Annotated in this window: 19 protein-coding genes and 2 pseudogenes; 6 read left to right on the top strand and 15 right to left on the bottom strand. The window is 45.4% G+C overall.

Annotated elements, in window-relative coordinates; genetic code table 11:
* Nucleotides 1-263: 263 nt before the first annotated feature.
* Nucleotides 264-836 carry a dihydrofolate reductase family protein gene (locus BK127_RS22755; protein ID WP_076233818.1) on the bottom strand — a complete coding sequence of 191 codons (573 nt, stop codon included), beginning with the start codon at nt 834-836 and terminating at the stop codon, nt 264-266.
* 160 nt (nt 837-996) lie between these two features.
* Between BK127_RS22755 and BK127_RS22760 the strand changes: the two genes are divergently transcribed.
* Nucleotides 997-1,515 (top strand): GNAT family N-acetyltransferase, encoded by a 519-nt coding sequence (locus tag BK127_RS22760; RefSeq protein WP_083689499.1) that lies wholly within the window; start codon nt 997-999, stop codon nt 1,513-1,515.
* A 52-nt stretch (nt 1,516-1,567) separates the two neighbouring features.
* Here BK127_RS22760 and BK127_RS22765 read toward each other — a convergent pair whose 3' ends face one another.
* On the bottom strand, nt 1,568-2,104 hold the full coding sequence (locus tag BK127_RS22765) for a hypothetical protein (protein ID WP_076233820.1): 537 nt from the start codon (nt 2,102-2,104) through the stop codon (nt 1,568-1,570).
* A 79-nt stretch (nt 2,105-2,183) separates the two neighbouring features.
* Nucleotides 2,184-2,720 (bottom strand): helix-turn-helix domain-containing protein, encoded by a 537-nt coding sequence (locus BK127_RS22770; protein WP_076233821.1) that lies wholly within the window; start codon nt 2,718-2,720, stop codon nt 2,184-2,186.
* Nucleotides 2,721-3,053: 333 nt separating this feature from the next.
* Here BK127_RS22770 and BK127_RS22775 point away from each other — a divergent pair, with 333 nt between their 5' ends.
* Genes BK127_RS22775 through BK127_RS22785 form a run of 3 tightly spaced genes read left to right on the top strand, consistent with a single transcriptional unit; the run spans nt 3,054 to nt 4,929 of the window.
* Nucleotides 3,054-3,440, top strand: coding sequence for a DoxX family protein (locus BK127_RS22775; protein ID WP_076233932.1), 387 nt, complete (start codon nt 3,054-3,056; stop codon nt 3,438-3,440).
* A 47-nt stretch (nt 3,441-3,487) separates the two neighbouring features.
* Nucleotides 3,488-4,159 (top strand): alpha/beta hydrolase, encoded by a 672-nt coding sequence (locus BK127_RS22780; RefSeq protein ID WP_076233822.1) that lies wholly within the window; start codon nt 3,488-3,490, stop codon nt 4,157-4,159.
* A complete protein-coding gene (locus BK127_RS22785) occupies nt 4,156-4,929 on the top strand; it encodes a DODA-type extradiol aromatic ring-opening family dioxygenase (protein ID WP_076233823.1) in 774 nt (257 codons plus the stop codon). Before BK127_RS22780 ends, BK127_RS22785 begins: the two co-directional genes overlap by 4 nt.
* A gap of 108 nt (nt 4,930-5,037) precedes the next feature.
* On the opposite strand, the pseudogene BK127_RS22790 reads toward BK127_RS22785, so the two are convergent.
* From BK127_RS22790 to BK127_RS22815, 6 genes and pseudogenes are all read right to left on the bottom strand, one after another.
* Nucleotides 5,038-5,232 (bottom strand): annotated as a pseudogene (locus BK127_RS22790) (SRPBCC family protein); the annotation flags it as partial.
* Nucleotides 5,233-5,548: 316 nt separating this feature from the next.
* Nucleotides 5,549-5,853, bottom strand: a pseudogene (locus tag BK127_RS22795) (DUF2087 domain-containing protein); the annotation flags it as partial.
* A gap of 155 nt (nt 5,854-6,008) precedes the next feature.
* Nucleotides 6,009-6,797, bottom strand: coding sequence for an SDR family oxidoreductase (locus BK127_RS22800; protein WP_076233824.1), 789 nt, complete (start codon nt 6,795-6,797; stop codon nt 6,009-6,011).
* Between the two features lie 24 nt (nt 6,798-6,821).
* Nucleotides 6,822-7,982, bottom strand: coding sequence for an SMP-30/gluconolactonase/LRE family protein (locus BK127_RS22805; protein ID WP_083689501.1), 1,161 nt, complete (start codon nt 7,980-7,982; stop codon nt 6,822-6,824).
* A gap of 31 nt (nt 7,983-8,013) precedes the next feature.
* Nucleotides 8,014-9,024 carry a zinc-dependent alcohol dehydrogenase family protein gene (locus tag BK127_RS22810; RefSeq protein ID WP_076233825.1) on the bottom strand — a complete coding sequence of 337 codons (1,011 nt, stop codon included), beginning with the start codon at nt 9,022-9,024 and terminating at the stop codon, nt 8,014-8,016.
* Nucleotides 9,021-9,872 carry an SDR family NAD(P)-dependent oxidoreductase gene (locus BK127_RS22815; protein WP_076233826.1) on the bottom strand — a complete coding sequence of 284 codons (852 nt, stop codon included), beginning with the start codon at nt 9,870-9,872 and terminating at the stop codon, nt 9,021-9,023. Before BK127_RS22815 ends, BK127_RS22810 begins: the two co-directional genes overlap by 4 nt.
* A 280-nt stretch (nt 9,873-10,152) precedes the next feature.
* Between BK127_RS22815 and BK127_RS22820 the strand changes: the two genes are divergently transcribed.
* Nucleotides 10,153-10,812, top strand: coding sequence for a TetR/AcrR family transcriptional regulator (locus BK127_RS22820; protein WP_076233827.1), 660 nt, complete (start codon nt 10,153-10,155; stop codon nt 10,810-10,812).
* A gap of 509 nt (nt 10,813-11,321) precedes the next feature.
* Here the strand turns inward: BK127_RS22820 and BK127_RS22825 are convergent.
* Nucleotides 11,322-11,900 carry a TetR/AcrR family transcriptional regulator gene (locus BK127_RS22825; protein ID WP_076233828.1) on the bottom strand — a complete coding sequence of 193 codons (579 nt, stop codon included), beginning with the start codon at nt 11,898-11,900 and terminating at the stop codon, nt 11,322-11,324.
* A gap of 229 nt (nt 11,901-12,129) precedes the next feature.
* On the opposite strand from BK127_RS22825, the gene BK127_RS22830 reads away from it, so the two are divergent.
* Nucleotides 12,130-13,344 carry an MFS transporter gene (locus tag BK127_RS22830; RefSeq protein WP_076233829.1) on the top strand — a complete coding sequence of 405 codons (1,215 nt, stop codon included), beginning with the start codon at nt 12,130-12,132 and terminating at the stop codon, nt 13,342-13,344.
* Between the two features lie 64 nt (nt 13,345-13,408).
* Here BK127_RS22830 and BK127_RS22835 read toward each other — a convergent pair whose 3' ends face one another.
* From BK127_RS22835 to BK127_RS22855, 5 genes are all read right to left on the bottom strand, one after another.
* Nucleotides 13,409-13,693 carry a hypothetical protein gene (locus BK127_RS22835; RefSeq protein WP_076233830.1) on the bottom strand — a complete coding sequence of 95 codons (285 nt, stop codon included), beginning with the start codon at nt 13,691-13,693 and terminating at the stop codon, nt 13,409-13,411.
* 90 nt (nt 13,694-13,783) lie between these two features.
* Complete coding sequence (locus BK127_RS22840; RefSeq protein WP_076233831.1) at nt 13,784-14,626, bottom strand: carbohydrate ABC transporter permease; 843 nt, start codon at nt 14,624-14,626, stop codon at nt 13,784-13,786.
* Nucleotides 14,616-15,488, bottom strand: a complete 873-nt coding sequence (locus BK127_RS22845) for a carbohydrate ABC transporter permease (RefSeq protein ID WP_076233934.1) — start codon at nt 15,486-15,488, stop codon at nt 14,616-14,618. The genes BK127_RS22840 and BK127_RS22845 overlap by 11 nt, the downstream gene beginning before the upstream one ends.
* Before the next feature lie 119 nt (nt 15,489-15,607).
* Nucleotides 15,608-16,951 (bottom strand): ABC transporter substrate-binding protein, encoded by a 1,344-nt coding sequence (locus tag BK127_RS22850; protein ID WP_076233832.1) that lies wholly within the window; start codon nt 16,949-16,951, stop codon nt 15,608-15,610.
* 123 nt (nt 16,952-17,074) lie between these two features.
* Nucleotides 17,075-17,833 (bottom strand): response regulator transcription factor, encoded by a 759-nt coding sequence (locus tag BK127_RS22855; RefSeq protein WP_076233833.1) that lies wholly within the window; start codon nt 17,831-17,833, stop codon nt 17,075-17,077.
* Between the last annotated feature and the right edge of the window lies 1 nt (nt 17,834).

Consider the following 17,834-nt stretch of genomic DNA (forward strand, 5'->3'; position numbering starts at 1 on the left):
AATAGTGAATCCAGATTCCCCCTTTGTACATAAACGAGACAACATTTTGGCGCCTTACGAATGTTACCTACCGACGAATAAAACCAAGTTAGTTTATAGTATTACTATAAGTATTCATTGTATGTTTTATTTTCGATAAGTCAATATGCTTTTCAAAAAATAATTAAATAAATTCAGATTTACAACGATTACGTACAACGCAAAAAAGGAACCTGCCCCGGCTTGAGTGGCAAAGCTCCTTTCATTTTTGTAGATTTAATTCTTCAAGGACCCTTTGTAGCAATTCTATAGTGAAGCACTACGATTCCGGAATCAAAATGCTTGGTTTCCAACAATACGAGCTTCATTTCTTTGACATCTTTAAATAGCGGTTTTCCCGTTCCTATAACAACCGGCGTTGCAACGATCAAGAGCTCATCAATCAATCCTTCATTGGCAAGCTGCTGCACAATCGTACCACTGCCAAATATAGTCATATCAGCGCCTTTTTCTTGCTTTAACTTCCTTACTTCCTCGGCCAAATTACCGTGGAACAGCTTCGAATTCTCCCAGGTAACCTCTTTCAAAGTTTTTGAAAAAACCACTTTGGTCATCTGATTTAATTCATTCGCCATGATCCGAGCTCCCTCAGATGCATGAGGGTCCCTCGCTACATGAGGCCAATAATTTTCGAACATTTGATAAGTAGCCTTGCCAAATAGGATCGTATCCGGGTTCATCATCTCATGAGCGGCTTTATCGACTGCTGGGTCATGGATAAACCAATCCACCTCTCCGTTTGGACCCGCAAAATAGCCATCGATAGAGACACTATTGAACACGATAACCTTTCTCATATTGCTTGCCTCCTTATGCTCACTGTCCTGTCAGTTAGGCTCAGTCCGATATCTGTCGAATCTGTCTATTCCTATTTTAGCATGCACAAGAAGAAGAGGGTTCTTATAGATTGCTACTTATTATGTTAAAATAAGGAAGATAATATTCTGCTAATTAGAGGTGATTGTATTGGCTGATGAAGTGAAAATCGAACAAGTACTTTCGATAGAAGAACATAAAAGTGAGCTTTCGGAGCTGCTGAACCGGGTAGTAGAAGAGGGGGCATCGATTGGTTTTTTGCCTCCATTGAAGCTTTCTGAGGCGACTCGTTATTGGGAAAACGTATTAAGTCCTGAGGTGATCTTATTTATCGCTACAACAAACAATCGGGTAGTGGGTAGTGTCCAGTTACATTTATGTACGAAGCAGAATGGCGACCATAGAGCGGAAATTGCCAAATTGATGACCCATCCCGAGTATCGACGTCATGGTATTGGCCGGTTGCTCATGAACAAGGCCGAAGGAAGAGCCAGGCAGGAAGGCAGGTCGCTATTGGTTCTCGATACAAGAGAAGGAGATCCGTCCAATCTCCTGTATGCTTCCATAGGTTATATTCAAGCTGGACGGATTCCAGAATATGCGAGGTCTGCCACTGGGGAATTACACGCAACGATCTATTATTATAAAAGCTTTAGTTAAGTCTGCGCGGCTGAAGAAAGTGCGATCTAACGGGAATAATAGTGTAATTGTATTAAGGAAAATCCAATGTATCGTGGATAATCATAAACATGGACTCTAATTGAGCTGGATATTGCTGCTGCATTTGCTGCCAGACTTCATTCGGAAGCACCAAGATTTCATGCGTATCCGACATATACGATTCCGTAATAAGACGTGGCTCATATTTGTCTTTAATAATGGCTGCGAAGCCTCTAATGGTTATATACCGGTCTTGGGGAGAGAAGCTCAGCTTAATGGGATAAACCTCCCCATCGTAGGTCACCTGCAATCCATCATCCGTATTTTCGACTTCAACCTCCTCCGGAATCGATTCCCCGAGCAAGCGAACAATTTCGTCATCATATTCCCGCCAATCAATCGTTTTCGCGAATACAAGTGCAAAAGCATGAATCACCTGCTGGTCTAACGGTTCGGCCATAAGCTCCTTGAAATCTGTCTCCGTCATCCCATAACGCTCGAAAACGTTCTTATGATTGTTCAGAAATGGTCGGAGTTGAGACTCGTCTCTTTCAAAAAGAAAAGCTAAATCCTTTTCAGTCGGCATCATGGTCATCGTCTCCCTCGAATTTGGAATAAGCTGCTATTAAATTTTAGCATACGAGATGATAGAGGTCGATTTCTGTGGTTCAAGAATCCAGTTCCCTGTAAACGGCGATCAGCACTAACGCAGGCTGGTCTCGGGTATTGGTTACTTTATGGGGGACACTCGCATTCCAGCTAAAGGAATCTCCCTGCTCCAGCACGGCGCTATCTTCCCCTTGTTCGGCTACGACGGTTCCGTTCAAAACAAAATGACATTCCTCTCCTTCATGAGCATGTGGATGATCCCCGGTCGTTGCGCCTGGAGGAAACTCGACGATCCGCATGCGCAGGTTGCCTTGTGTAGAGAGATGCTCGACTTTTAATTTTTCTTTGCCGGTCGTGGTTTGCTGTCTTTCTGCTTGCCGTACGACCTGCATCCGTTGTTCTTTTTGCAGCAGCAAATAAGGAAGGGGAACCTTTAGAAAGGAGGCTATGCTTTCCAAAGTAGCGATGGAAGGGGACGTTTTGTTATTTTCTACATTACTGATAAAGCCTTTGGAAAGTCCGGTTCCTTCGCACAGCTGTGGAATGGTTAGTTTCTTTCGCTTGCGTATCGCCCGAATCGTAGATCCGATATCCATAGTCGTATGCCCCTTTGGTTTTGTAATACATATATATTATTCATAATAGCAAATTATTATTGACAATCCAATGATGAAATGATAGATTTATTTTGTTGATACAGATATAAGTATCGTATAAGAATACTAATAAGGAGGATTTGAGATGGAATTCCAATCTTTTTAGATAATGGTTTTGTAATATGAATAAAATATATACAGTAAACTACAATAACAACATTCTCAAAATTATGAGATAGCTTTTTATATGGGATAACTTTAATGTACGAGAGCTTAATAAAACAAATCAGCTTATGAAGATAAAGGAGTGTTATTCACTTGAAGACAATAACAATGGTAACGATTATGAGAATTTTATTAGGTATTCTGTTTGTGGCACACGGTATCTCAAAATTCCAGATGGGGCTTGGCAATGCAGCAGGGTGGTTTGGCAGTATCGGTCTTCCTGAATTTGCAGCTTATGTGGTTGCCTACCTGGAGCTCATTGGTGGAATCGCCTTGATCATCGGATTCGCAACCCGTTACTTCGCAATCGGCTTTATGGTTATGCTTGTTGGGGCGATCGTAACGGTGAAGCTTCCTGTGGGGCTGCTGGGGAACGCTCAAATGGCTGGTTATGAGCTGGATCTGGCGCTGCTGGTTATGGCGGGTTATTTCGCTATTGCGGATGAGCGCGGGATGGGCCTGGATCGGCTTCTGTTCAAAACGAAAACCCAATAACGACATCGTCAATGACTTGAAAACAAACCAGGTAAAGGAATGGTCCTATGTCTATCGATTATGTCTACGATGTCAAATTGCCTGACGAGTACAATTCGGAAATGAAATACCCCGTTATTTTTGCTCTTCATGGACTCGGTTCTAACGAGCAGGATATGCTCGGTTTACTAAGTGAATTAAGCACCGATTTTATTGTGATTGGCATTCGGGGACATCTTCCTCAAGGCAGTGGTTTTGCGTATTTTCATATCAAAAGCATCGGTAACCCCATACGTGAACACTTTGACCAATCGATGCAGCAATTGGAACAGTTTATTGAAATGGCAACTACCCAATATGCGATTGATCCTGCCCGCCGCTATTTGCTTGGTTTCAGCCAAGGTGCTGTGCTTTCCATGTGTTTGGCATTGACCATGGGTGAACGTATAAAGGGGATCGTAGCTTTAAATGGATACATCCCAATCTTCGTTAAGGATGAATACTGGATTCAATCGGTAACCGATTTGTCCGTTTTCATATCGCATGGCGAGCATGACCCGATTTTTCCGAAGCAGTTGGGCGATAATAATCATGAGTTTTTCCGGCAGTTGTCCCATCATGTTACGTATACAACGTATCCTTCAGCACACGGTGTGTCTCTGGAGAACCAACAAGACTTTATACGCTGGATCAGGCAAGATGCAACAGCTCAAATACCCGGTAAAGGAGACTTACAATGATACCTTCTTTTTTTATGGCTCATGGCGCCCCATCGCTCGCACTCGAACATAACGACTACACAGCACTCCTCAAAAATTTTGCTGCAGGTTATCCTAGGCCCAGAGCGATCGTGCTTTTTTCCGCGCATTGGGAGAGTAGAGAACAGCAGGTGTCGGCTTCTTCAGCACCATACGAAACGATTTATGACTTTTCCGGTTTTCAACCTGAGCTGTATCAAGTCCAATATCCGGCTTCTGGCGAACCCGAGCTAGCGAAGGAGATTCAAGCTTTGTTTCAACAGGAACAAATCCCTGCGAGCCTCGACAGCGTGCGCGGGTTGGATCATGGAGCCTGGGTTCTTCTGCATCTGATGTATCCAGCGGCAGATATCCCGGTAATCGCATTATCCGTAAATCGGCATTTGTCGAACGCAGAGCAATATCGGATCGGCAAAGCACTAGCTTCACTTCGGGAAAAAGATATACTGATCATCGGCAGCGGTGGGACCGTTCATAATTTGCGGAGACTGGAGTGGGGAGCATCCCAAACTACGGATTGGGCAGCACAATTTGACGGGTGGCTGGAAGAGAAGCTGAATGCGTGGGATTTGGACTCGTTGTTTCAGTATGAGCAGTTGGCTCCTTACGCCAAGGAAGCGGTGCCTACTCCGGAGCATTTTATTCCATTGCTGCTGGCTATGGGCACCGGAGATGCTAATCGAACAGCTTCGCTGATGCACCGTAGCTACCAATATGGGAACCTGAGCTTAAGCTGCTGGAAGTTTGACTGACCAATGAATAGTGATGAAAATAACAAGCGAGGGAAACCTCACGTCCGGTTTGATGAAGTAGGAGCTGAAAAAGTAAAAGGAGGGCTTGTGCCCTCCAATGAAATTGCCTTAATTAAAATAGTTGAACAAGCCGCCTTCTAAAGGATGAGTCCAGTTATTATTGTGTTTTTTTGCTATTTTCATCGTGGAGAAGGCGGAATGCGTAATAACAAGCTCCGTTTTATTGTCCTTTTCGACAAAATCAATCGTAACAAGCGTTTCCTCTGAATCGTCTCCTTCATTCATCCACTTCCAGGTAAACGATAGCTTGTCATTGGATGCCGGTTACGCGGTATTGGTGCAGAATATCCTTCAGTCCCTGACTGGCTTTTAAGCAGGCCTACTACTAGCTCTGGCAGAGATGAGATCAGGGGTCCAATCTCCACAAGGTTCCATCATGCATAGCCGTCCATTAGTTGGGCGGCTTTTTGCATGATGGAGTCACTAAGGGATGAACCCAGGTGTTCAGACAGAGCGGAGGAGCGTTTGCGAGCGAGCACTCAACGGTATATATTCTTTAATTTGTTAAATAGTTATGTATGCTTCTTACGTTCTATAATTTACTTAGGGAGGAGGTAATCTACAAAGGGTAGTATGTAGGTACGTTATGACAAATAAAAATACTTGCCCACATCTCTTGTGGGTTTAATTCGTATATTTGGTTTTCCCTAAACATGAATTGGTGCATAATAAATTCCCTTCGAATCGTTGCAAAATCTTCATGGAAATTCTTAATAAAATCATTGATTTCTTTCTCATTATACTTCAGCCCCTTTCCAACTGGGACACTAGATGTTCCAATACTATAAGCTTCTTTTTAAGTTGAACTTGCAAACTTTTCAATTCCCCTTTGGTTGTGAAGAAGTTTTTAATGACGGATTCCTTCATTCTTTTATGTTCATCTTGCAAGATGTCCTCAGAAGACATATCGCATCTAGTCTGGCTTTGTCGAAACCGTTTTTTTAGAAAAACAAAAGCCCAAGCGATAACCCGCTTGAGCTCTTATAGGTTGGGCAATGGTACATGTGATGGACGTCGCTTTATTTGAACCGCTGCGCTTGCCTTGAAGGCATAATGGTCAGTTCCGGAATGTTGACATGCTCAGGCTGCTCTAGTGCATAGAGTGCTGCCTCGGCAACATCATCGGGATGTAACGGCAAGACGTTCGAAGCAAACGCGCGAATTTCATCCTCGGAATACCCGGCCACCTGAGAAAATTCCGTTGCCACCGCCCCCGGCTGAATCGTAGTAACGCGAATCCCCTGAGAAAGTGTCTCCAAACGCAATGCAGACGCTATGGCGTTAACGCCGTATTTAGTCGCGCTGTATGGGCCTCCTCCGGCAATCACTTCCTTGCCAGCAATCGAGGAGATGATAATGACATCTCCCTTGCCCTGACCCAGCATCGGGGGGAGCCCATACCGCAGTGTCAGCATAAGACCGTGCACATTGGTCCTGTACATCTCCTCCCACTTTTCCAGATCCACATCTACCAAAGTACTTCGATATCCGAATCCGGCATTGGCGACTACAATGTCAAGACGCCCCCAGCGATTAATAATTGCATTGACCACATGCTGTACTTCTTCAGCATTTTGAATATCAGCAGTTACCGCCATAACCTCGTACAATTCCTCTTTATGCAATTCCTGAACCAGCTCATCCAATCGTTCCCGCCGGCGTGCCACTACGGTCACTTGTGCGCCGCGCTTTGCCAGCTTCCTAGCAATCGATGCTCCAATGCCGCTGCTGGCGCCTGTCACCAAGGCTACTTTGCCGGCCAGACTCTCCTTCGCATTCCATGATAACGCTAAATCATCCAGTTTCATTTCGCACCCTCTCGGATTCCAACATTATTTTGTTAAAAGCACGCGATGAAGGCCCAGGCTACCTCCAGGTGCCGTTCCTATATATAAATATCCGTTATGTTTTACAGCCGTAGTTACGCCGTACAGTGTGCCTTCTGGATCGTGCCAGCTTCCGATAAGCTCTCCCTGCGGGCTGAGCTCTACAGCAAGCCCATGCTTCGCTGGTGCGCTTGCACCGCTTAGCAGCGACTGCGGTATTTTGGCCATGGTACGGGCCAACCAAGGGTTGCTATGCATCTGATCTACAAAGGAAAGGCGAGTCGTGAAGATACCGACCCAGAAATGACCTTGCTCATCACGCGTAATGTTGTCTGGAAAGCCTGCGAGATTGTCCGCAAAAATATCAGATGTCCCTTTCTTTGGACCCTTGAGCCAGTATCTGGTCAACTGATAATGATACGATTCCGCCACAAGCACAAAATCTTCATCCGCAGACAAGGCAACCCCGTTTGCAAAATAGAGCCCTTCTAACAGGACAGTTGTCTGCTTGGTCTTTGGATCATACTTCAGCAAACGTCCATGCGGCTTGTTCTCGGCAATTTCTTTGAAGGTCACACTGCCATAGTTCGAGGTATCGGAGAAATAAATTGCGCCGTCCTTGGCAATATCAAGCTCGTTAGCTAAATAGATCGGCTTGCCGTCCACTTGATCGGCCAATACCTCTATGTTCCCGGATGGGTTTATAGATAGCAGTCCCTTCTTGACATCAGTAACGATCAAATTGCCATTGGCATCGAATATAAGCCCATTAGGCGTTCCTTTGGTGTCTGCAAACACTTGGGCCTTTTGTGGATTGCCCTCTGCATCGAAAGCAACCTTGTAAATTTTCCCGTCAGAATCTCCTGTGTATAGCTGGCCTTCCTTATCGAAGGTAATGAATTCCGGGGATTTAGGGGCATCAGTAACAAGCTGAGCAGAGCTGAGTTTGTTGTTCTGTTTCCAAGGGCCCGCTTCCTCAAAAGAGGGGGCCGTCGGCGCGGACCATTTTGCCGGTTCGATCGGTGAAGGAATAAGCAAGAAAATAATGACTCCAATAAGGAGCACCGCAAGCAGCGATAGCCCCACTCTGCGCACTTTACGCGGTGAGCGTTTAGGGCGATTCACGTCTTCAGTAGATTTAACGGAGCGAACTTGTGTATTTGGCATTAGAGTGCCTCCTGTGTCTTATATGTGAGATTTAAATTTGAACTACGATTTTACCGAAATATTGCTTTCCTTCAGCCAAGAGCGCGAATGCTTCTCCAATTCGATCCAGAGGGAATACACGGTCGACGACGGGTTGTAAACGATGATGGGCAATCGCTCGATTCATCTTTTCAAAGTGATCCCGGTTGCCGACTTGACTGCCGCGAATCGTTGCGGCTTTCTGCAAGATGCTCGTGACATCGTATTCCGGAATGGTCAAGCCCGATAAGAATCCGACCATACTCAAGGTCCCTCCAATGCGAAGCGCATTTATGGATTTTACCATCGTAGACGCTCCTCCAACATCCAGAACGTGATCGACGCCTCCAGTCAGCTCTAGCGCTTCCTTATCCCAATCGGGAACTTCCGAATAGTTGATCGTTTTCCATGCGCCGAGAGCTTTTGCTCGTTCTAACTTGGTGTTGCTGCTCGATGTGATGATCGCTCGTGCTCCAGCCATAAGAGCGAATTGAAGCCCGAAGATAGAAACCCCGCCTGTTCCTTGCAGCAGCACGGTATCCCCCGCTTGCAGACCACCGTATTCGATTAGCATGCTCCATGCGGTTAATGCCGCGATCGGCAAGGTGGCAGCCTCCTCCCAAGTGAGGTGATCGGGAATATGGACGATTCCGTCTTCATGTAGAACGACATACTCAGCCGCTACTCCGTTCAACGGACCTCCCAGACTGTCTTCTAATACCCCAGGTCTTGGGTTGCCGGCAAAAAATCGCTGTTGCAAATTACCCGCTACTCGGTGTCCGACCTGGAACCTTGTTACTCCTTGGCCAACGGCTACAATTTCTCCCGCTCCGTCTGATAATGGAATGAAGGGGAATTTTATTTCAATCGGCATTAATCCGCTGAGGATCACTAGATCCCGGTAATTGAGAGAAGCTGCCTTCATGCGGATCAACACCTCATGGGGGCCAGGCGTTGGTTTGTCGAGTTCCGTTAAGTTTAATTCCTCAAAGCCGAAGCCTTTTGTCAGTTGTATAGCTTTCATTGAATTGTCCTCCCTGCAAGATCAGATTGATTACCTGTATTCTTATAATTATTATTATTGCCGGATCCTCCGCGTGGACGAAGCATGCCTCCAACAAGTCGAAGACCTTGCTTGCGTGTTATGAATCGCGATAACTGCGCCCCGATATAATTCTGCACACCCGGAACGACATATATTTTCCCTTCCTTCAACGCACGAAGTGCAACCTCTACGACTCTTTCCGGCGTATCTTTCTTTCCGACAGAGGCTTCTTCCGTTCCTACAACATTAAAGAAGCTGGTGTCCGTCGAACCAGGACAAAGTGCGAAGAATTTCACGCCGCGTTCGCGATTTTCCCACCATAACGCTTGAGTAAACGACAGGACGAAAGCTTTCGTCGCCCCATATACTGCCATATAGGGAAGCGGTTGAAATCCGGCGGTTGAAGCCACATTAATAACTGCACCTGAGCTTTTGCGCAACATGCCTGGCAAAAACAAGTGCGTCATATCTACAACAGCAGCGACATTGAGCATAACTTCTTCATGTTGACGCTCACCTGACACTTGCTCGAACAAACCATGTGTAGCAAAGCCTGCATTATTGATTAGCAGTTCGATATCCACTTTCAAAAGTTCACATTGCCGATATAACTCGCTGGGTGCGCCCTCTTTCGCAAGATCCATTGAGATAACCTCAGCTTTGATGCCATACTTCTTTCTAAGCTCATCTGCCAGGCTCTCAAGCTTGTTCGTTGATCGAGCCACGAGTATCAGGTGGCTGCCTTGTTTGGCTAGTTGTCTCGCGAATTGCTCTCCTATACCAGAAGAAGCTCCTGTGACGAGCGCCCATTTACCTTGAATTTTCATACTGCTACTCTCCTTTTAAATACTGTGTTATAATATAGAAACATTGTTACCAATAGAGTATAAGTAATCCCTAATGCCCAAAAAAGATAAGAATCATTGCACCGTTTGGTAACAGTGTTTCCGAATGGTTTGATTGTAACCCGCCTTTTCTAGAAAGTCAATATGCTCTTTGAATATCTAACGTCTCATTGACAACTGTTTAACAACTGTATAAAATTCCTTGCAAGAGAGTCAGGAAATTTGTTTCCTGATGCAAACACGATAACCGAAGGTGATGATTATGAGCAGTCAAGATATCTCCTCCAATGCGAACTCACGAGTGTTGAAAACCTACCAAGAAGCTCGCTTGCAAAATACCGAAAATCTCCGCAAGCTCGTTGTTGATGCTGCGGCAACGCTCTTGCAAGAAGAGGGGCCGGAAGCCGTTACGGTTCGTAAAGTATCGCAGAAAATGGGTTGCTCGACAAAAATTATTTATAGCTTGTTTGTTAATAAAGAGGGCTTGGCTCAGCAGTTGTATCTGGATGGTTGTAAGCTTCTCGCAAACGAATTCGAGACGACGCCGCAAGCTGCTGATCCAGTACAGCATATGATGAATTTAGGCGAAACATTTTGGCAATTCGGGCAGCGTTACTCCAGCTATTATAAGTTGATGTTCGGAGGAGCCTTTGCAGATTTCAAACCGGACGAGGAAAGTGTACATGGCACCGTAACAGCCATGCGGCAATTAATAACCGTGATCAGCAGTGCGCAAGAGCAAGGACGGATTCCTGGCCAGTATGACACGGAATCCATTGTACGAATAGTATGGGCCTCGCTCCACGGCGTTATTCATCTTTACCATGGTGGACACTTGGGAGATGTACAATCGGCTCATGCGGTATACAGGCAAACGTTGTCTTTGATTGTCAGCTCCTTGATGCCAGAACAAATCACCTAAATGGCATCCCCTAAAGGGATGAGCGAATTTTGATCTAATGGCCGACAATTCATATCGCCGGGGACTTTTACCCAGATATTAAAAGCTACAAACGAGATGATAGTTCACTTGTTATTTTTTCTACGGCTTTGCCACTAGAATTATAACCAAATTACTCTATCAAAAGAGTCGGCACTTATGTATTGCTACAAAACACTCACGATTAATCGCCTGCGGGCGCGACGATCTTCACGCTCTACTTATGCAACAATGCTTTCTTGGGTCCAAAAATCATAAAACTGATCGCGGCCAAAACCCAGACGCCAATGCCAAATCGATTAGAAAAAAGAATGTGTTCCGATAAAAAGAAAAACCCGCGATTTTTAGCAGGTTGGAATAGGACTATATTCTTGTCATCCGACAAGTAATCATTGAAAAGAGAGAACGTTTAAAAAAGAGAGTATAGTGTCACCGCACAACGGCTCCTTAATCAAACTTGATTAAGTGCCGCTGCTATTTTTATTTTGTTTTCATGACGAGCGGATTCCAGCGAATGCGGTTTTGACCAATTGCTGCACATAGGACTCGTCCAGTTGATCACCTGTTACCAGCAGACGATAGAAAATCGGCCCATAAATGAGATCCGTGCTTAATTCAATATCGAGATTGTTTTTCAATTCCCCGCGCTCTATACCTCGTTCAATCAGCTTTCTGGCCTCCATCCGGCGAGGATGGAAATATCGGGTCCGATAGGCCTCTGCCAATGCCGGATCAAACTGCCCTTCGCCTAATAGCTGCGTAATGATGATACCTTCCCGACTAGTTAAGAAATTCAATAAATTTGTGGCATGGATGAGTATATCATCGAATACTGAACCTGTGTCAGGCACCGGCAATCTTGCTGTGGCCGTAGACATAAAACCATCCATGACTACGGCTGCCTTATTTGGCCACCATTTATAAATCGTAGCTTTGCTCACCTTCGCACGATCAGCAATTTTTTCAACCGTGACCCCACCAAATCCATTTTCCAACAATAAAGAATAAGAAGCGGAAAGAATAGCATTTTGCGTTTCAACATTTCGAGGCCGCCCTTTTTTGCCCTGCAAGCTTAATCTCCCCTTTTGTAAATTGTCCCTAAAAATAAACTATACGTTCAGTATACTAAGATTCATCTCAAAAGAAAATGAAAACACCTATTTACAAAACGATACGTTCAGTATATTATTTGATTATAAATTAATAAACTGTACGTACAGTATTTATTTAATGAAAGTAGAAACTATATAACGAATGATACTGACGCACGCTCAGAAAACAATTATGAGGAGGATTATTATGAAAGAGGAACAAGTGAAAGAGAATATCGACCTATCAAGCTGGATGATGTTTTTGTTGGCAGCCGCGTGTGGACTGATCGTTGCCAATCTGTATTATGCTCAGACCCTAGTAGGTCCTATCCGTGTCTCTACGGGCCTTTCTTCCACAGCGGCAGGGCTGATCGTCACCTTAACTCAAATCGGTTATGTTGTAGGACTCCTGTTTCTCGTACCGCTCAGCGATATTGTTGAAAATCGCCGACTTACAGTTGTATCGCTAATGGTAGCAGTCGGTGCTCTGCTTGTAGCCGGAATCGCACCCAATGCAACAGTATTCCTGACTGCGTCTTTATTTATCGGTATTGGGTCTGTTGTTGCTCAAATTCTGGTGCCGTATGCGACCTATTTAGCGTCTGAAGAAAAGCGCGGCCGTGTAGTTGGCAATGTGATGAGCGGCCTCTTGCTTGGAATTATGTTTGCCAGGCCGACAGCTAGCTTTATAACCAGCATATGGGGCTGGCAAGCGGTGTTTGTCTTATCGGCCATAGTGATCACGTTATTGGCTGTTCTGCTAGCATTTGTTCTTCCAGAGCGCAAACCATCGCCATCGGTTTCCTACGGTAAATTAATTATCTCCTTAGGCACTTTATTCAAACAAACACCTGCATTACGCCGCCGTGCCTTTTATCAAGCCTGCTTGTTTGGAGCCTTCAGTCTCTTTTGGACCGTGGTTCCTTTACGATTGGCCGATGATTTCGGAATGTCTCAAACAGGTATTGCATGGTTTGCCTTAGTTGGTGTAGGAGGAGCTATCGCAGCGCCGATTGCTGGGAGGTTGGCGGATAAAGGGTGGAGCAAATTGTTAACCGGGCTTGCTATGGTCATTGCCGCCTTGTCCTTTTTGTTAATCCATCTTTTCAATAGCCATTCAACTACAGCTCTTATTCTGCTCTTTGTTTCTGCAATCACACTGGATATGGCCATATCGGGAAATCTTGTTCTTGGGCAGCGTGTGATTTATTCATTGGGGAGTGAGGCGAGAGGGCGACTGAATGGACTATTCATGGCTGTTTTTTTCATTGGCGGAGCTATAGGCTCCTCATTGGGTGGTTGGGCTTATGCCTATGGGGGCTGGAGTTTTACCTCTCTTATCGGATTCTTCATGCCGATTATTGCCTTGCTTTACTTTTTCACTGAGAAAAGAACTGCAACGGAGGGGCAAAGCAGCATGTAAGAGACCGGGGGACATCAAACTGAAAAAGGCTGCCCCCAAATGGACAGACCCTTTGTAAGTAATCCTACTGTTCGTTCTTGATAGCTTGAGCTTCCGCCTGCTGCAAGAGCTCACGATTGTTATCCAATTGCTCTTGCAGCTGCTGAAGCGCCTCTTCATTATCTTCGATTTTAAGCGTGTTTGTCAGCCCGTTATCTGCCCGCTCCAACGCATTGTGTGCTTGCTCGATCAACTGCTCGCTGGGATGCGAGGCTGCTTGCTCTACAGCACTCGTTACTTTATTGACGGAATTGAACAGCTGGTTGATGGGCTGGTTCGGCTTCCAGCTCGTTTCTGTATGTTTTGCCATATCCATAACCTCCAGGTATCGTTATATACAAGAGAACTACTTCTTTACTATGGCAAAATAACTGGATTTTATGCATGGTAAACAGCTTGCTTACTTTAAGCCTGTCATGGCTACTCCCTCGATAAATTTTTTCTGTGCAAAGAAAAACACCGTGAGTAGTGGGAGGGTGGCCACAACCGAAGCAGCCATCACCAGATGCCATTCTGTTCCGCTATCCGAGGTGAATAAAGAAAGCGCAAGCGGAATGGTATACAGCTTACTGCTGTTCAAATACACCAATGGCTCAAAAAACTCATTCCAGCTGTGCAGAAAAGTCAAAATCGACAAGGTAGCTATCGCAGGCGAGGCCAGTGGCAGCATGATTTTGCGAAAAGTGGTCCATGGCGTGCATCCGTCAATTTTGGCGGCTTCATCAAGATCATTCGGAATCGTGATAAAAAACTGACGGTACAGGAAAACACCGAACATCCCGCCAGCTCCAAGCATCGGAGGGACAATAAGCGGAAAATGTGTGTCCACCAATCCGATTTTGGACAACCATATAAACAAGGGGATCGTAGTGATTTCCGTAGGAATCATCATACTGCTCAGGAGAATCAGAAAAGTAGCATTTTTCCATGGGAAGGCGATCTTGGCAAAGGCATAACCGGCCAGCGCGGCAAACAGGCAGGTTCCGATTGTGACCAGAGCGGCGATATACAAGCTGTTGAATAAATACAAATGAAAGGGCTGCTTGGCAAACAGGTCAAAGTAATTGCTCCATTGGATTGGACTAGGTATCCACTGTGGTGGAAACGATAAGGCTTGCTGAAAATCCTTCAGCGATGTGCTGACCATCCAATAAAACGGAATCAGAATAAAGCTGGTAATCACCAGCAGCACTGTGTATTTCGGAATGGCTTTTACAGCTTTTGACCACTTTTTATTGCTCATGATGCACCCACCTTCTCCTCAAGCTCCATTGCAGGATCGTCAGTACAAAAATAATGAAAAACAGGATAAACGCTACCGCCGAGGCATAACCAAATTCGTACATTTTGAACGCCTGCTCGTAAATATAATAGACGAACACATAGGTGCTTGTTCCCGGTCCGCCTCCGGTCAACACGTAAATTTGCCCGAATACCTTCAATGATCCGATCATCGTAATCATGACGACCATGAACACGGAGGGAGTGATCAGCGGAAGCGTCACGTTGCGAAAGGTTGCCCACCTGCTGGCTCCATCAATCTTGGCTGCCTCATAGTACATGTGGGGGACATCGTTCAGCGCCGCCAAAAAGATCACCATGTTAATCCCGAGCCCCTTGAGCAGCGTCACGATAATAACCGTCGGCATCGCCAGTGAAAGATCATAGAGCCAAGCAGGTCCCGTAATGCCAACTATGCGCAATATGGAATTAACGAGTCCGTTGTCAGTTTGGAAAATATATTTCCAGACGGTTGCCCATACTACTATTGAGGTAACTACAGGCGTGAAAATAGCGGTTCTAAAAAATCCAACACCCAAAATCTTATCCTTGAGCAATAAGGCCAAGGCCAATGTCAGCACGATATTAAGCGGTACAAATACAAGTGTAAAATAGAGGGAGTTCCATACGGTGCTCCAGAAAACAGGGTCCTTGGTAAACGCCTTGATATAATTCCCCAGACCAATAAACTGCTCATCCTTAATTAATGACCAATCAGTAAAGCTCATCGTAAATGCCGCGATAATAGGACCTAACAAAAATAGCGCATACCCGATCACCATCGGTAAAATGAACAGATAACCGTACCATTTCTCGCGCTGCATGAATTTCGCACTGTTTAACAAGGTAGACGGTTCCTTCCTTCGGTAAAATAGGTTCAAGAAATATCGCCAAGCGCGGGCTTGGCGAAGGGGGATGTCATTAACCTGACATTACGTACTGCTTATTTCATCAATGGGGTGACTTCTTCCTCCATTTTTTTGAGCATTTCCTTCGGTGTCATGTTGCGGGTATACAGCAGGTCAATGATCGTCTGAACCTTCACATCGATTTGCTGCCAGTTTTTATGGGCGTTTTGCGCTCTGAGCTTTCCATTCATCGGATCGATCAGTGCCGCTTTAATGCCTTCCTTGGTTGGGGATTCGAAGCCCTTGGTCAGCGCATCTGAAGCCAGGACGGAGCTGCGGTTCGGCACGTACATAAAGGCGAACTCGGTCATAGCCTCTTTACTTGTCATAAACTTCAACAGCTCGAGAGCCTCCGGTTTATGCTTGGATTCCTGCATGACGGAATATGCGGCCAGTCCTGTTGCTGCCGGTGCATCGGTGTTCGGACCCTTGGGCATCGGAGCGATATCCCATTCGAAATTTTTAATATTTCTGGCTGTATTGACATAAGCGTAATTTTGCCGGGACATCCCGATTTTTCCGCCTTCGAATGTGATTTGATCCCCTGGCTTCGGATGGATTTGATCCTTGAACATCATATCCGATATGAGCTGGAAGGCTTTTTCACCCTCAGGACTATTCAACATAAACTTGGTGCTTTCCTCATTCATGAAGTCAGCTCCGTACGCCCAGAAGGTATCCAGAAAAGCATCCTCCCAAGCCTTCCAGCCGTTGGCTGTGATCAGGAAATTTCCGTAAATGCCCTTGGAAGGGTCGCTGATCGCCTTGGCTGCCTGGATATATTCATCGTAAGTCCATTTGCCATCCTTGTACTGCTCCAATGGAGTTTTGAGTCCTTTTTCCTTAAACAGCGTCTTGTTATAGAAGATCACCTTCGGCGGGTTCAGAAAGGGTACGCCGTAGAGCTTGCCGTCTTTTTTCAAACGTTGAAAGCTCGAAGGGATGTTATCGTTAAAATCATAGGCCTTATCGTTCTGAATCTCCGAGATATCCGCCAACTGCTTGGCTTCGATAAACTGCGGAATCATTTTATCCGACATCCATACGAGATCCGGTGCCGTTCTGGAGGCGACCATAATGGAAAGCTTTTGTTGGTAATCGGCAAACGGAACGAGCATGAACTCTACCTTGATATGTGGATTTTTGGCGGTGAATTGCTGGACGTACGCCTCCAGTATCTTTTTGCGTGAATCGTTTTCTCCCCACATTCCGACCTTCAGCAGCACCTCTTCTTTGGGCGCTTCCTTGTCAGTCTTCTTGACTTCTCCCGGCTTCGGCGCAGCCGTCGTTCCCTTGGCTGTGTCTGCTCCTGCTGAACACCCGATGATGGAGCTTAGGGTCAGTACAGAAAGCAAAACCAGCGACAAATGTCTTTTCATATTCGATTCCCCTTCATAGATCACTTTTATAAGCGCTTACACCTCTATAATAGTGAAAAACCGTACCCGGAAAAATCCAAAAGATTCGAGTTATGGTTCAAAATATCGAGTGTTATGCGTAAGCTAGCGCGGGTGGCTTTCCCGAAAATCCGAAGGGGTAGTACCGGTCAGCTGCTTGAACACGGTCATAAAATATTTGGCATTGTCATATCCCGACAGCTTGGCGATTTCGTAGACCTTTAAATTCGTCTCCTGCAGCAGCTGCTTGGCCCGTTCCATACGGCATTGAATTACATAATCGACAAAGTTTTGTCCGGTTTCCAGCTTGAATAAATACGATAAGTATTGAGTATTCATATGTACTTTGTTGGCAATGAATTGAAGAGAGATGTCCTGCCCCAGATGGGCATGGATGATTTCCCGGACCTCACGGATAATTTTTTTCTCGTTCTCCTCTATAGGAGCGTCAGGTGCAAGAGAATGTTTGTGGACTACGCTGCTGTTCTTTTCATCCAGTCGTTCCTTGAGGTTAGTTAAGTATTGCGTCAATTCCACTCTATCGACTGGCTTCAACAAATAATCATCGACCTTGAAGCGGAGTGCTTTTTTTACATATTCAAAATCCCCGTAGCCGCTGATCACCAGAATCGCAATATCGGGAAAATTGTGCCGTACCTGCTCAATCATTTCAAGCCCATTCATATTCCGCATACGGATGTCGGTAATAATGCAATCGGGAAGACAACGTTTCATCGCTTCCAGAGCCTCCCGGCCATTCTTAGCCTCCTGCGTTACCTTAAATCCACCGATAACGTCTTCAATCAGCGTCTTCAAGCCTTGTCTGATCAGATCCTCATCCTCAACAAGCATAATACTGTACATG

This window comes from Paenibacillus sp. FSL H7-0331 (assembly GCF_001956045.1).

Coding starts and splice junctions, on each gene's coding strand:
- BK127_RS22845 (WP_076233934.1), bottom strand. CDS start 15,488: ATGCAGCGCGAGAAATGGTACGGTTATCTGTTCATTTTACCGATGGTG.
- BK127_RS22800 (WP_076233824.1), bottom strand. CDS start 6,797: ATGAAACTGGATGATTTAGCGTTATCATGGAATGCGAAGGAGAGTCTG.
- BK127_RS22840 (WP_076233831.1), bottom strand. CDS start 14,626: ATGAGCAATAAAAAGTGGTCAAAAGCTGTAAAAGCCATTCCGAAATAC.
- BK127_RS22805 (WP_083689501.1), bottom strand. CDS start 7,982: ATGCCAAATACACAAGTTCGCTCCGTTAAATCTACTGAAGACGTGAAT.
- BK127_RS22765 (WP_076233820.1), bottom strand. CDS start 2,104: ATGATGCCGACTGAAAAGGATTTAGCTTTTCTTTTTGAAAGAGACGAG.
- BK127_RS22755 (WP_076233818.1), bottom strand. CDS start 836: ATGAGAAAGGTTATCGTGTTCAATAGTGTCTCTATCGATGGCTATTTT.
- BK127_RS22810 (WP_076233825.1), bottom strand. CDS start 9,024: ATGAAAGCTATACAACTGACAAAAGGCTTCGGCTTTGAGGAATTAAAC.
- BK127_RS22820 (WP_076233827.1), top strand. CDS start 10,153: ATGAGCAGTCAAGATATCTCCTCCAATGCGAACTCACGAGTGTTGAAA.
- BK127_RS22775 (WP_076233932.1), top strand. CDS start 3,054: ATGGTAACGATTATGAGAATTTTATTAGGTATTCTGTTTGTGGCACAC.
- BK127_RS22770 (WP_076233821.1), bottom strand. CDS start 2,720: ATGGATATCGGATCTACGATTCGGGCGATACGCAAGCGAAAGAAACTA.
- BK127_RS22835 (WP_076233830.1), bottom strand. CDS start 13,693: ATGGCAAAACATACAGAAACGAGCTGGAAGCCGAACCAGCCCATCAAC.
- BK127_RS22855 (WP_076233833.1), bottom strand. CDS start 17,833: ATGTACAGTATTATGCTTGTTGAGGATGAGGATCTGATCAGACAAGGC.
- BK127_RS22850 (WP_076233832.1), bottom strand. CDS start 16,951: ATGAAAAGACATTTGTCGCTGGTTTTGCTTTCTGTACTGACCCTAAGC.
- BK127_RS22830 (WP_076233829.1), top strand. CDS start 12,130: ATGAAAGAGGAACAAGTGAAAGAGAATATCGACCTATCAAGCTGGATG.
- BK127_RS22780 (WP_076233822.1), top strand. CDS start 3,488: ATGTCTATCGATTATGTCTACGATGTCAAATTGCCTGACGAGTACAAT.
- BK127_RS22785 (WP_076233823.1), top strand. CDS start 4,156: ATGATACCTTCTTTTTTTATGGCTCATGGCGCCCCATCGCTCGCACTC.
- BK127_RS22815 (WP_076233826.1), bottom strand. CDS start 9,872: ATGAAAATTCAAGGTAAATGGGCGCTCGTCACAGGAGCTTCTTCTGGT.